Raw genomic sequence first — 13,722 nt, 5'->3', positions numbered from 1 at the left:
AAAAGCTCCGTAAGGAGCTTTTTTTATATAAAGAATTTAATGTAATCTAAAATTCTACTGATGAATTTAACTGAAGCGCAAATGAGTTATCAGCAGTGTTCTTATTTGTTGGATCGTTAGTAAATGAAAAGTAGTCCCCAGCAAATAGGTAACCTAGAGATCCGCCAACTTTAACAGCGTTATTCCAGTGGTAATCAAAGTTTAAGTCAATTTCCATTCCAAGGTCATCAGCCTGCGTATCAGCAGCAGTAAATGTCTTATTATTTGTGTGGTTATAAGAGCTTTGTCCAAGTTTTGCAGTTTCATTGGCCTTGGCCCAAATCATTGCAGCAACCCACGACCACTTGTCGGACTTATATTCACCAGCAATTTTTGCGTAAGTAGCATTTGTCATATAAGAGTCGTAAAGATTGTATGATGTATTCCCAATTGCCTGAAGGTTGTATCTAAAAAGTAGATTAGCAACTTGGTAATTAGGGTTTAAGTACATTGCTTCATAGCTTGATGTCGATCCTGAGTGACCACTGATAGAACCAAAGTCAAAAGCGATAGTCCATGAGTCATTAACTTTGTACTCAGTTTCAAAAATAAAAGATTTAGAATTCATTTTAGTCGAAGTTGTGTTGTAAACTTTCCCAACTTCTCCGCTTACGATTGGAACTTCTACTTCGAGTTTGAAGTTACCAAATATCTTTTTGAAGTAGATATCTGTAACTTTAACGTTTGTCTCTCCTAGAGAGTAAGCAGCAGGGGCACCAGTTGTATTTGTATCGGCTCTCGTGTTTCCAGCTTTATTGTTTTTCTTAGCATAGAGAAGACCAAAAGCTATATCTCTATCGACGTTGTCATAGAGAAGGCCGGCACCAATCTCGTTAGCTTTTGTATTTCTTGAAAGAGATCCAGAGGAGTCAATTTTTGCCCAATAAGGTTCAACTAAAAAGTTCCCGATTTTAATTTTTGCAGTTACACCATCTCTAGAGAAAGCATGTCTGTCCCAAGTTCCTTTTCCAGAATTATAAACAGCTCCTAGCCCCCAGTCTGTTGTATGACGACCAATTACATAAGTCGCAGTATCAGAGTAGAGTTCCATATAGGCTTGGTTTATTACTAGGCTTTCAGAGCTAGATGATTTGTTTTGAATATAAAGAGCGTTTCCAAAATTATCATTTGTTGCATCTGTAGTTCTGTCATCTCCAAGTCTTCCACCTCTTCCGTACCCAGAAGTAAGCTCAGCTTTAAAGCTAGCTGAATCGTTTACAATAATATGTGGGTTTAATCTAAAGACATAACTTTGAAATGAAGCTTTCTCATTTCCTGTACCAAGTCCAATTTCCTGAGAACCTACATTAGTGGCCATCGGCTTATTGTCAGTAGTATTTTTAACTCTTCTGTAGTTGTTAATAAGTGTTGTATCAACACCAAAAACACCGTGCCAATCAATTGGAAGTGCTTGGGCCGTACTTATAGTTAAAGCTGCAAGAGTTGCGACTTTTGATAAATAGACAAATTTCTTACGTAACACTAGTTACTCCCTTAATAAATGAATTTAAGTATCTGAACGTCTCATGATAATATATGAAAAGAAGAAATGAAGTCAAAAATGTAGAGAAATACTTTGGTAATATCGCGTCATATAAAAACAATAGTTTTAATAATCTTAACGATCTCGGCAATCACAACGATCGTTGCGTCAATTTTTGTCGTTCAAACAATTGGCGATGTACCAGTAGAGCGGCTAAAGCGTTTAGATAAAAGTATTTCTTTAGGGGTTTCTAAATCTAAAATAGATAGCGATGTTTATGTAAATAAGTCAGATTTATATGACTATTGGCTTTTTACAAATAGCGAACTCAGTTTTGATGAGTATACCCAATTGCTTACTGGTAGAAATCAAATTGAAACGTACAAGAGTGGCTATCTAACTAAAGATGAAATAGAGCTCCCTGAAGTGGCCTTGAATGAGTGTGAAAAATCCTCTTGTTATCAAAGAAGGGTTCCATTTGGAGAAATGCCTTCTGTTTTTTGGAAAGGATTAATAGGGATAGAGGATTCTAGATTTTTAAATCACTTTGGGATTGATTTAAAATCAATTTTTAGAGCGCTAGCTACAGACATTGTAGAATTACGTCTTGCTCAAGGGGGATCAACTCTAACTCAACAACTCGTTAAGAATTTGTTCTATAGCAACGAAAAATCATTTAAAAGAAAAATTAAAGAAATGGTTGTGGCGATTTATATAGAAACAAAATTTTCAAAGGAAGAAATACTCACTTCCTATTTCAACGAAGTTTTTTGGGGAAGTTTTAACGGTATAAGAATAAAGGGAATTTATTCAGCTTCTTTGTTTTACTTCGGAAAGAAACCAAATGAGATCGATCCTTTTGAGGCAGCAATTTTAATTGGCCTTTTAAAGGGGCCGTACTACTACAATCCTCTCACACAATTAGATAGGTTGAAGCTTAGATCAAAAGTTGTTTTCAATAAATTAGTGGAGATGAGTTTATTTTCGAGTCGTGCAGATAGTTTGTGGACTGATGGAGACTGGGATCAATGGATTGGAGAACTAAAAAAGAGGGCCCTTAGTGATAGATATAAACCCCTTATTTATATTTCTAGAGTTAATGAAGAAAGTGGAATTAGCTCTTATGAGCAGTATATTTTAGTGAAGTCTTCTATTTCAATCTTAGAGTCCCTGCGTGAGAAATATAAGAAAGAAGATATTGCAGTTAAAGTAGTGATGGGTAATTTGAAGAATAATAATTTCTTCTCTTATTATTCAAAATGGGAAAGAGATAAAATAAAAGCAATAAGTTCAGAGAGAAACTCGGTTGGGAGTGCTTTAAAGCCTGTTTATTATTCATTGATGACCTATTTAGGATTGAAGTGGAGTGATGAAATTGAGTCAAAAGAAATTACTCTTAAATTAAAGTCGGGAGATTGGTCACCGAGGGAATCCCATAAAGTCACAGATGAATATGTCACAATCTCTAGATCTCTTCAGGAATCTCTTAATAGGCCTCTTGTTCGTCTTGCTGATCACTACGGATTCGATGAAGTGGAGAAACTTGCAACAAAGTATATTCCTGGAATGCAAACCCCTCTTGCAGAATATCCAAGCCAGTTGCTTGGATCAATTGAACTATCAACTTATGAGTTATTTGAAGTTTATAAGAAAGTTTTAAAGAAAGAGTGTGAAGAGGTTTCCAAGGGAAATAAGGCCTGGGAAGATACAATTCTCTATGTTTTGAGTGATCCAACGAAGACAACTATTAAAAGAATCGTTTCTAAGAATTTAGAAGAATTGAAATTCTTTGGAAAGACTGGGACGTCAAATAATGGGTACGATAATTGGTTCGTCTTTTATGATGGTTGGAACCTTGGAGTTATTTGGACAGGTATTGACTCAAATAGAAGTGGTGATGGATTAAGACTCTATGGAAGTACGACTTCATTTAAAATCTTTCAGGATTTTTTATTGACTAGAGGAAGACGATTAGGCGAGTTAACCTGCGAAAAAAGTGGACATTTGATTAGATAGGGGCTTGTCAAATAAACCGTAAGTGAGTATATTCTTGTATAATTCTAAAATATGTTGGGCTGTCGACAAGTGGTAAGTCAGCAGATTTTGATTCTGCCATGCGAAGGTTCGAACCCTTCCAGCCCAGCCATCTTTTTTTGATGGGAGTTTATATGAAGCGGATCGTACTTGTTTCCGGATCTTCTAACCCGAAGCTTGCTTCTCGTATCTCCCAATTTCTCGATGTTTCATTAGTAGACCCACAGCTTGTAAGATTCGCCAATGGCGAAATATATTGTGAAATAGAAAAGAATGTCCGCGGTGCGGACGTTTTTGTTATACAGTCCACCAGTACGCCTGTTAATGACCATGTAATGGAATTGCTTATAATGATCGATGCACTAAAGCGAGCGTCGGCAGCCTCTATCACAGCGGTAATTCCACACTATGGATATTCTAGACAAGATCGTAAGGCCTCTCCAAGAACTCCTATTTCTGCAAAGTTGATAGCGGATATTTTAACGGCGGCAGGAGCTACAAGAGTAATTACAATGGATCTACACGCGAGTCAGATTCAAGGTTTCTTCAATATACCTTTTGATAATATTTACGCTTCCCCAGTTCTTCTAGAATATATAAGAGCTGAAATTTTTAATAGCAATAGTATCTTTGTTTCTCCAGATGCGGGCGGGGTTGAAAGAGTCCGTCATTACGCAAAGAAATTAAAAGCTGATATTGCAATGATAGATAAGAGAAGGACAGGAAAGAATGTGGCAAAGGCCATGAATATTGTCGGTAATATAGAAGGCAAAGAATGTATTATTATTGATGATATGGTTGATACCGCAGGGACTTTAATTGAAGCTTGCAGGGCCCTGAAGGATAATGGTGCCACGAAGGTTTATGCTTGCGCTACCCATCCCGTTTTTTCTGGGCCTGCGCTAGATAGAATCGCTGGGGCAGATGAACTTGATAAAATTATAGTGACGGATACAATTCCTCTGAGTCCAGAGGCTGAGTCCATAGATAAAATTCATGTATTAGATACGGCTGAAATTCTAGCAAAGGCCATTCACAGAACTTTTAATAACGATTCTGTGAGCTCTCTGTTTATTTAATCGGGTGATATGATGACAAAATTAATAGTAGGCCTTGGAAATCCAGGTCTTGAGTATAGAAATACTCGCCACAATATTGCGTGGGAAACATTTGATAACTTATCCTTTGTCTCAGATCTAAGGTGGCAAGATAAGTACAAAGGAGAGATGGCGACTCTCGAGGTTGAGGGCGAGAAGGTTATCTTCTTAAAACCCTTGACCTATATGAATCTAAGTGGGGAGTCTGTTGCTCCCTTGGCCAACTTTTTTAAAATTCCAGTTGAAGATATTCTTGTCGTTCATGACGAACTCGATTTAAACTTTGGAACGATTGCTTATAAGGACGGTGGAGGTCTAGCGGGACACAATGGACTAAAATCTATTGCTCAGTGTCTTGGAAAACAAAATTTCAAGAGGTTGAGAGTTGGGATTGGCAGGCCAGTTCACGGGTCAGTGAGCAACTGGGTGCTTTCGGGCTACCACGGGGAAGATGCAGAGTTTTTAGAAAGTTATTTAAAAGGTGCAGCAAAAGCGGTAGAAGCTTTTATTGAAAAAGGTTTTCAAAGTGCAGCTAGAACATATAGTAAGAAGAAAATAATTTAAGAGGATATAAGTATGGCATTAAATTGCGGAATCGTAGGACTTCCAAACGTTGGGAAATCAACAATCTTTCAAGCACTGACTTCAGCTCCGGCGGAAGCGGCAAATTACCCATTCTGTACAATTGAGCCAAATGTGGGAATCGTTAGCGTAACGGATTCAAGACTTGCGCAAATTACTTCTCTAATTAAGCCAAGTAAGACTATTCCAACTATTGTTGAGTTTGTAGATATTGCAGGTCTTGTAAAAGGTGCAAGTAAGGGTGAAGGGCTGGGGAACCAATTTCTTGGACATATTAGGCAAGTGAATGCAATTATTCATGTTGTTAGATGTTTTGATGATGGTGATGTTGTACACGTTCACGGACGGGTAGATCCTGTTGATGATATTGAAACTATTAATATTGAACTTGCTCTTGCTGATGCAGAAGTTGTTACTAAAAAAATTGGAAACCTTCCAAAGCTTATAAAGAATCATAATAAAGACATATCAAGTTTAGCAAAAGCTCAGCAGCCAATTCTTGAAAAACTTGAAGCTCATCTTACAGAAGGTTTTGCTGCAAGAGCTTTAGAGTTAACTGATGAAGAGAGAGGGCTTGTTGCAGACCTTAACTTAATCACAATGAAGAAGGTCTTATATCTTTGCAATGTTGACGAAGATTGTGTGAATGGTGATAACGATTATATAAAGAGCGTTAGAGCTCTAGCCGAAAAAGAAAATGCTGAAGTCAGTGTTATCTGTGGAAAATTAGAATCTGAAATTGCTTCACTGGAAACAGAAGAAGAAAAGAAAGAGTTCTTAGAAGCTGCAGGGCTTGAGCAATCTGGTCTACAAACTTTAACTAAAACAGCTTATGAAATGTTAGGTCTTAGGACTTATTTTACTGCAGGTGAAAAAGAAGTTCGCGCATGGACTTTTAAGGCCGGGGACAAAGCTCCTCAGGCAGCAGGTGTCATTCATACTGACTTTGAGAGAGGATTTATCAAAGCAGAAATTTACCACTGCGATGACCTTTTTGAACTGGGAACAGAACAAAAGGTCAAAGAGGCAGGTAAATTTAGAATTGAAGGTAAAGAATATCTCGTCAAAGACGGAGATGTTATTCACTTTAGATTTAACGTTTAGTATTTACACCAACAATAAAGCTGTCTTCGAGAGATTTCTCGAGGACAGTCTTATTTGAAAGTAGATTGTAAAAGAATATATTCCTATAAATTAACTTCACATACTTTCTCGTTTCTCTAAATGGAATGGATTCGATCGTAACCATTGGATCGTTATTTACAAAAATATTTTTCTTCCATCTCTTTACTCTACTTTCTCCCGCATTATATGCTGAAAGTGTGTAGATCAGGTTTCCATCATACTTTTTAAGAAGCTTCTTTAAGTAAGTGATTCCAATTTTAATATTAACGTCTGGCCTTTTTAGATGTGCGGTACGAACATTTCTCTTGTACTGCCTCGCTGTGGCAGGCATGAGTTGCATTAAACCTCTTGCCCCAACATGAGACCTTGCCTGTGGGTTGAAAGCAGACTCTTGTCTAATAAGAGAGATGACAACTAGAGGGTCAATAGTCTTGTCGATATTTTTAATCTTTTGAAGGTATTGAAATGGAAATAGATTCTTTAAAGTAAACGCATCTAGTTCAAATACTTCATTCTCTAGAGAGTTATGAACAAGCTTGAAGGAGTGAAGGTATTTCTTCTCTTTCGTAAAAAGATTAACAAGTTTTTCAATGAGATACTTTCGAAGTTCTTTATTCTCAACTTTCTTGGCAACTTTCTCATCTTGGAAAACGTAGCTCGAGTCTCTTGAGATTATTTCTGATATTTCATTATTTGAAAATGCGTCAAGGTTGAGTTCTAGCCATAGAGATAATCTTTTTAAAGAAGAAATAAAGTTCTTAGAGTATGCCTTGTTCTTTGGAACATTTGGCTTAATTTCTTCGGTATATTTTCCAAGAAGTTTTGCTTTATCTTCTACGTCAAAAATATCTAAGAGTTTCTTGTATGAAATGATTGCATAAAAATTTAAGGGAGATGATTCCGTTAGCTTAGTAAAAAGATGCTTAGATAATTCATTTTCACCATTTTTATAAAGAGTATAGGCAATCCAGAACTTTACTTTTGAATTGTACTTTGAGTAGTTCTTTATCAATTGAAACTTTTCAATTGTTGCAACGGCTTTCTTATATTTTCCGACTAGAATATCAGTCCAGAGCAATTGAAAAAGAGCTTCGTCAAGCTGGTCGTTAGTTGCGATGGTAAGAGCGTACTCAAAGAAGTAGCGAGCTTTTTCAGGTTCTTGTTTATAGAGAAAGTTCTTTCCACTTGTGAGTATGTTCAACCAAGCTTTATCTGAGCTTATATATTGTTTATTAGAGTCGTAGAAGCTGATAAGTTGATGCCCAGCTTGGAAAGCAAGGTCAAATTCATCTTTTTCTAAATGGCTTTTTAAGTTGGACCTAATTTCGTAGAATGCTTTTGTGAAATAATTTCTTTCTGAGCTATCCGTGAGTCCGGCCGACTGAACATAGTTTGTAAGAGCATTATTGATTCTAATGAACTTTAAATGATCGGAGTTTGGTTTAAACTGTTTTTCTAGGTATTGTTCAGTCATAAGATCTGAAATAAGAATGTGTAAGTTAGAGCTTTTATCAATCTGAGAGAGATAAGTGATAAACTCATGCTTACTCTTTCCTTTTAGATAATAAGGTAGAGCATATTTAAAATACTCTAAATTCTTAAAAGAGATTGTTTTATTTTTCTTACCAGTAGAAACATTCTTTAAAAATTTCCAGCGACAAAATTGATCTAGTTGAACATATGATCTTTTAACAAGGTCTGGTAAATTCTTAGTATCAAAGTTCTTTGGTTTGCAGACATTATTAAATTCCTCTCCGCTAAGACGAGCTTTCTTGAACTTTAAGAGGGTTTCTACTAGGGGAGTATATTCTTTGAAGGCTTCAGTATATTTAAGCCTCTTACTCATTAGAGATATTGCGGTATAGTCCAGATTCTTTCTTTTAACATTCTTATAGAATTGATGAAATGATCTTGCGAACTTCTCATCATTCTTAGACGTTTTTATAGAAAAAGTTTGAGGTTGTTTGCTAACAGCGTAGCTGCTGAGTGAGAGCAAAGTGAATGAAGCAATCGTTGCTAGTTTTAACAAAGATGACCTCCTGTCATTTTTGTAAGTTTTAATAAATTGTGTGATACCTATCTTGAATTTCGTTTAGCTTTGATTTAATTTCATCTAAAACGACCTTCTTATCTTCTGGAACCACCATCGTAAGATTATTAATATATGAAGAAACTTCACTTAGGTAGACCATATCTTTCTTATAGTCTTCTTGAATAACCTCAAAAGTTTCATTGAAGTCATCTGCCAGCTCCTGGAAGTAATCCCCTTGCCTGAAGTATAGTTTACCATTTCCTTCCCTATCTCTGATAGCGGAAAGATATTTCTGTGCTTTATAAATTGGACCTGCAATCTTGTGACTAAAGAGGAGGCAAGCTATGAAAGTTACAGCAGTAAAGCCTAGTTGAAAGAGTGCAAGTACAAAAACTAGGTTATTTTTATAGGTACCCATTTTTGCCGCCATATCAGGAGATGTAGCATTTGCCTGCTCAACGAGCTTTGTGACTAGGTCATAAATTGTTAGTGGATAGAATACGCTTGAAATAAATAGAAATACACATACCAAGATACTGAACTTAATCTGAAATCTTGGATTGATTAAAATTATACTTCGCTTATATGGTTCAGACATTCGGTCGATTCCTTTCAACAGATTGAGCTTAGTATCCCTTATGATATAAGAGAATGGTATCTAGTGCTACCAATAAATTTATGCGACCTTTTCGGTCAGGTTTAATCATTGTTCTTAACGAATAAGTTATTTCGAGATATAAATAGAGAATAAATAAAGAGGTAATTTATGAGTGATAAGATTAAGAATTTAATTTGTACAATAGCTAACCCTGCAACGGGAATGACACTTGGCGCAGAAGAGAGAATAACAGAAGTTAAAGTTACTGGAGAAAGTGTTCTAATAAAATACGACCGTGAAGGAATCACTCCTGCTCAAAAGAGAGTTATTGAAGATTCGATCTATGGGCTTCTAAAGGCCGATTTCGAAGAAGATAATATAACAATAATGACAGTGTCTAAGGATTCGAAGGATGTATTTGCAGGATCTGCAAAACCGGCTGAACCAAAGAAAGAACAAGCGGCCATTAAAGCAGGTCATGGACCAGTAGGCGCAAATAAGAAGCGCGTTCCAAATGTTAAAAATGTTCTCGCAGTTTCTTCTTGTAAAGGAGGCGTTGGTAAGTCGACTGTTTCAGTCAATCTTGCAATGTCTTTAAAGAATCAAGGTTTTAAGGTTGGAATTTTAGACGCGGACATTTATGGTCCTTCAATGCCAATGTTGCTTGGAAAAAGAGATGCAAAACCAGAGGCTAATGAAGATAAGAAGATCTTACCAATCGAGTCTTTTGGATTAAAATTTATTTCATTTGGTTTATTCATTCAAGAGGATGATGCTGTTATCTGGCGTGGACCAATGCTTGGAGGAGTTTTAAATCAATTTCTCTTTGATGTTGATTGGGGTGAATTAGATTATTTGATTATTGATCTTCCTCCAGGAACAGGGGATATGCAGTTAAGTATGGTTCAGGCGACTGAAGTTGATGCGGCAGTTGTAATCTCAACACCACAAGAGGTGGCCCTTTTAGATACGAGAAAGGGAATGAAGATGTTTGAAAAAGTAAATATTCCAATTCTTGGGATGATTGAAAATATGAGCTACTTTGTTCCAGATGATAATCTAGAAAAGAAGTATTTCCTCTTTGGTGAGGGCGGAGTGAAAAAGGCCTGTAAGGAATTAAGTGCAGAATTCTTGGGTGAAATACCTATGGAAATAGCTTTACGAATTGGTTCAGATACAGGAGTTCCTTATATGTCGTCACCAGAGCATGAAGGGCGCCCTGTCTGGAAGTCTTATATGGACTTAGCATCTAAGGTAAATGCAAAGATGAATGGTACTGGTAAAAAAGGATTCTTTTCTAAAATATTAGGAAAGTAGGGGATCATCTTGTCACTTCTTGGAACTATTGAAGAACAAACAACTTTTGGATTTACTGGTCGATTAAATATTTTAAATCGCACTAGTGGTCAGTACTTGGGGATAGTTCTGATTGCAGACGGATTAATAGTTGATTGTAAGTATAGTGGTCTTAAGGGTGAGAAGGCTCTTTATTTGGCGCTATTCGATGATATGGATCACACGCCTCTTAAATTCATTGTTGAGCCTGAGCTTGTTCCAGAAGAGCATAGGAATTTTAGTTTAAGCTTTGAGGATTTTAAGAATAATTCTCAAAGCTTATATATAAAGCACCGTGAATCTAAGGCCTTGAAGCCGCCTTTAGATCTGAAGCTTATTCTCAATGGGGACTTTGTCTCAATAGGTGCTGATGTTAGTGCTTCTGAATTTAAACTAATGAACGTCTTGACGGAATACTCATTAGTGGCAGATATTTATAATAATTGTGACCTTTATGACTTTGAGGTTACAGCGGCGCTTGTTTCTCTTAGGAAGAAGAAGGCAATAAAAGTAATTGATAAATAAGAATTAATATAACCGGAGAACTCGTTTGAAAACGCAAGAACACAATCAAGGCGAATTAAAAGAATTAACTGTTAATGTGGAGAAAGAAATAGTGGAGGCGTTTGCAAGAATGGCCGAAAATACAGGTTATAAGATTGATGACCTTGTAGTAATTGCATTAAAAAGATTCAGAGTAAGTCACAGTGATTACGAAGGAACTAAGTTTCAGGCAGAGTAGCTCAAGGCTTCAATTTACTATATATATTTTATACAGGCCGTCTATTCTTTAGACGGTCAATCCTCACCAATATACTTATTCCTTAATCAAAACACATAAAAACAGTAGTTTAGAGATATCTAAATACAGATTTGTGTCTTTCTTTGGCCTATGACGCTTGGCATGGTACTTGCTTATATATAAGTAAGTCTGAAAGGGAGATAACCATGAAGTCACTACTGACTCTTAAAACATTAACAGGATTCTTAACTGCTAGTTCAGTTCTTATCGGAGTTAAAGCGGTTAGAGATGCCAATTTTAATTCTAATGAGTTTATGAACGAGAGTAAGGTTCAAGTTGTAAAGAGATTAGATGATCAGAAAGTTGTGAGACATGTCGCTTCAGAATCAGCAGCTAGACCAGCAGTTCAGTACTTACCTTTAAATAAGTTAAACTCAACAATCATTAATGGTGAGTGGGAAATAAGAAGAATTCAAGATGAGAATAACGAAGTTGTTTTCAATGCAAATGAAGCTGAAAATAAAGTAGAAATGAATTTTGAATTAGTTGGAACTTCACTTGTTAAAGTTGGTGAAGAAGAGCCAATGGTTCTAAGAGTTTCATACTTAGATGAGAGCGGAAGAACAATAGCTCTATTTAGACAATTTGGAAAAGGTTACGAAATTATTGAAGCAATTAAGAAAGTTGAAGTTAAGCAAGTTGAAGTTGCTGCAAATATCGAAGAAGTAAAAGAAGTTGTTCAAGAAAATACAACAGGAGTTGTAATTGAAAGAGTTCAGGACTTAGTTCTTGAAAGAGCACTTCACCCAACTAAAGATCCAAATGTACTAAGAGGTGAAAATCTTTTAACAGGAAATATCGTTGTAAGCACAGGAAGAATTGAAGAGTTTAGTGTTGTTGTTGGAATGGGGAAGAATTATGAGCAACCACTAAGTTTTATAAATTCTCCAGAAATCAAAGCAGGTGGACAATTTTCTGCTGAGACAAATAGCGGTGAAGTAACAGGAATTATTACAAACAATGGTAAAGATGGATTTAGAATCAGATTTGCAACAGGTCCTCTTCAAGGTGCAATGTTAAACTTCGTTACTTCTGAAAAAATGGATGAATTAAATAGAATTGAAGAAGAGGCTGCTTACGCTAAAGAAGAAATGAGAGACTTAACTTCTGATAAAATTGAAGTTGTAGAAGAACAAAAAGATGCAGAGTTTTCAAGATCAGCTCAAGGGAATAATATCTACGAAGTTGATGAAGAAGAAAATTACGAAGAAGAGCAAGAGATTGTTGAGCCAGAAACACAAGAAGAATTTGCTAGAATCACAGAAGAGAGAGGATTTTCTTTTGGTCAAACAGAAAGAGCTCCAGCTTCGAAATAAGAATTAAGAAACTATACCCCCCTAATAAAATAAGAAAGGCCAGTGTAGCGAACTACACTGGCCTTTCTACGTTTGGATAGGATAGGGTCGAAGCCAGTTCTGGAAATACTTTGTGAAATGACTGACTTCTTAAGGTATCAATCCTGCGAGTTTCTTCAAAGAATTCATCTATGTTAGATTGGGTATTATCATTCTTAAGAAAACTGCAAATTGAAATGAGTTTTTGGGAATATTTTTTTAAATTAGAAGAGTTGTTAAAATTCATCACATCTAAATAAAGGCTAGCTTGAATCATTGATTTAATATTATCGGGTAGGATCTGAATATTGTAGAGAGAAGGATCATGAACAAAGTTAATATCAACAGTATAATTTCTGACAGGTTGTTTCTCTACAATATAATGAATAATTTCGGCGACATCAAAGACATTTAAAATACTAATCGTAATTAAAAATGAAATTTTAATATCTGTCTTTGCCAAAGAGGATAAATTCTCTTCAAATATTTTGAAGTTTTGTCCATTTCTTATATACTCACCCTTGTCATAAATACCATCAATAGAGACGTTGAGACTTAATGAAGGAAGTGAAGGAATATAATTTAAAAGATTAAACTCTTGGAAACGTAGAGCTGAAAGGTTTGTATTTATTGTTACTTCGCACTCGTTATTAAACTTTAGAAGAGAGTCAAGTAGCAAGTAGGTTTCTTTGCAAATAAGTGGCTCACCTCCGGCTATATAAATAGAGTGGAGATGCTTTGCTACCTCAAAGAGTTCTTCCATCTGCTTCTCCGTTGGGGGAGAATGATTATATACATCTCTTTTAAGTTCTAAGCTATCCTTGTTCCAAGAGGAGCTAAGAAAACTACCACAAGTTCTACAGTTAAAGTTACACCTATTACTTAAGAATAACTCGAGTCTCTTAATGTCCGAATAGGAGAATACTTTTTGAGTGGGATCGAACTTATAATATTTATTAAAGTCATCACGTTTGCTTAGTAAATGGCTTTCTTCAAGAGCATAGCATCCCTTACAGGCATTTTCCTTTACACCACTCAAGAAGCTCTTCCTGTAGCGAGATAAAGAACTACTTTTAAAAACTTCTAGAATACTGGAGTCATTCCAATTTCCAAGGTTAATATCTAAGAGTGTGTTACAACATAGAGAAAATGACTTGTTTGCATTAATTGCAAGAGCGACCCAGGGGGCAGAACATACTTTCGAAACTTTTTTTGAATTCATTCTTAATTATAGAGGGAAAAGTCTAAAAAAAGCCACCTT

At 35.9% G+C, this 13,722-nt stretch carries 12 protein-coding genes and 1 tRNA gene; 9 read left to right on the top strand and 4 right to left on the bottom strand.

What is annotated here, in order from left to right:
* Window positions 1-46: 46 nt before the first annotated feature.
* A complete protein-coding gene (locus CES88_RS15070) occupies window positions 47-1,522 on the bottom strand; it encodes a hypothetical protein (protein ID WP_290736236.1) in 1,476 nt (491 codons plus the stop codon).
* A gap of 93 nt (window positions 1,523-1,615) precedes the next feature.
* Between CES88_RS15070 and CES88_RS15065 the strand changes: the two genes are divergently transcribed.
* From CES88_RS15065 to ychF, 5 genes are all read left to right on the top strand, one after another.
* Window positions 1,616-3,538 (top strand): transglycosylase domain-containing protein, encoded by a 1,923-nt coding sequence (locus CES88_RS15065; RefSeq protein WP_290736233.1) that lies wholly within the window; start codon window positions 1,616-1,618, stop codon window positions 3,536-3,538.
* Window positions 3,539-3,593: 55 nt separating this feature from the next.
* Window positions 3,594-3,668 (top strand) — tRNA-Gln (locus tag CES88_RS15060).
* A 22-nt stretch (window positions 3,669-3,690) separates the two neighbouring features.
* Window positions 3,691-4,635, top strand: a complete 945-nt coding sequence (locus CES88_RS15055) for a ribose-phosphate pyrophosphokinase (protein WP_290736230.1) — start codon at window positions 3,691-3,693, stop codon at window positions 4,633-4,635.
* A 12-nt stretch (window positions 4,636-4,647) separates the two neighbouring features.
* Window positions 4,648-5,217: an aminoacyl-tRNA hydrolase gene (pth, locus tag CES88_RS15050; RefSeq protein WP_290736227.1), complete on the top strand. Its 570-nt coding sequence runs from the start codon at window positions 4,648-4,650 to the stop codon at window positions 5,215-5,217.
* Between the two features lie 12 nt (window positions 5,218-5,229).
* Entirely contained in the window at window positions 5,230-6,339 is a 1,110-nt protein-coding gene (gene ychF / locus CES88_RS15045; RefSeq protein ID WP_290736223.1) for a redox-regulated ATPase YchF, read from the top strand.
* On the opposite strand, the gene CES88_RS15040 is transcribed toward ychF, so the two are convergent.
* Window positions 6,329-8,389: a lytic transglycosylase domain-containing protein gene (locus CES88_RS15040; RefSeq protein WP_290736220.1), complete on the bottom strand. Its 2,061-nt coding sequence runs from the start codon at window positions 8,387-8,389 to the stop codon at window positions 6,329-6,331. The genes ychF and CES88_RS15040 overlap by 11 nt on opposite strands.
* 28 nt (window positions 8,390-8,417) lie before the next feature.
* Window positions 8,418-8,990, bottom strand: coding sequence for a hypothetical protein (locus tag CES88_RS15035; protein ID WP_290736217.1), 573 nt, complete (start codon window positions 8,988-8,990; stop codon window positions 8,418-8,420).
* A 168-nt stretch (window positions 8,991-9,158) separates the two neighbouring features.
* Here CES88_RS15035 and CES88_RS15030 point away from each other — a divergent pair, with 168 nt between their 5' ends.
* The 4 genes from CES88_RS15030 to CES88_RS15015 all read left to right on the top strand — a co-directional run bounded on the left by CES88_RS15030 (window position 9,159) and on the right by CES88_RS15015 (window position 12,443).
* On the top strand, window positions 9,159-10,307 hold the full coding sequence (locus CES88_RS15030) for an Mrp/NBP35 family ATP-binding protein (protein WP_290736214.1): 1,149 nt from the start codon (window positions 9,159-9,161) through the stop codon (window positions 10,305-10,307).
* Between the two features lie 9 nt (window positions 10,308-10,316).
* Window positions 10,317-10,850, top strand: a complete 534-nt coding sequence (locus CES88_RS15025) for a hypothetical protein (RefSeq protein WP_290736211.1) — start codon at window positions 10,317-10,319, stop codon at window positions 10,848-10,850.
* A gap of 25 nt (window positions 10,851-10,875) precedes the next feature.
* On the top strand, window positions 10,876-11,067 hold the full coding sequence (locus CES88_RS15020) for a hypothetical protein (protein WP_290736208.1): 192 nt from the start codon (window positions 10,876-10,878) through the stop codon (window positions 11,065-11,067).
* 206 nt (window positions 11,068-11,273) lie between these two features.
* A complete protein-coding gene (locus tag CES88_RS15015; RefSeq protein WP_290736205.1) occupies window positions 11,274-12,443 on the top strand; it encodes a hypothetical protein in 1,170 nt (389 codons plus the stop codon).
* Between the two features lie 52 nt (window positions 12,444-12,495).
* Here CES88_RS15015 and CES88_RS15010 read toward each other — a convergent pair whose 3' ends face one another.
* Window positions 12,496-13,683 (bottom strand): twitch domain-containing radical SAM protein, encoded by a 1,188-nt coding sequence (locus CES88_RS15010; RefSeq protein ID WP_290736202.1) that lies wholly within the window; start codon window positions 13,681-13,683, stop codon window positions 12,496-12,498.
* Between the last annotated feature and the right edge of the window lie 39 nt (window positions 13,684-13,722).

Origin of the sequence: Halobacteriovorax sp. JY17, from assembly GCF_002753895.1 — a bacterium.
In the GTDB taxonomy this organism is placed as follows: domain Bacteria; phylum Bdellovibrionota; class Bacteriovoracia; order Bacteriovoracales; family Bacteriovoracaceae; genus Halobacteriovorax.
The sequence above is the reverse complement of the archived record's forward strand: the minus strand, read 5'-3'. Positions and strand labels throughout refer to the sequence as shown.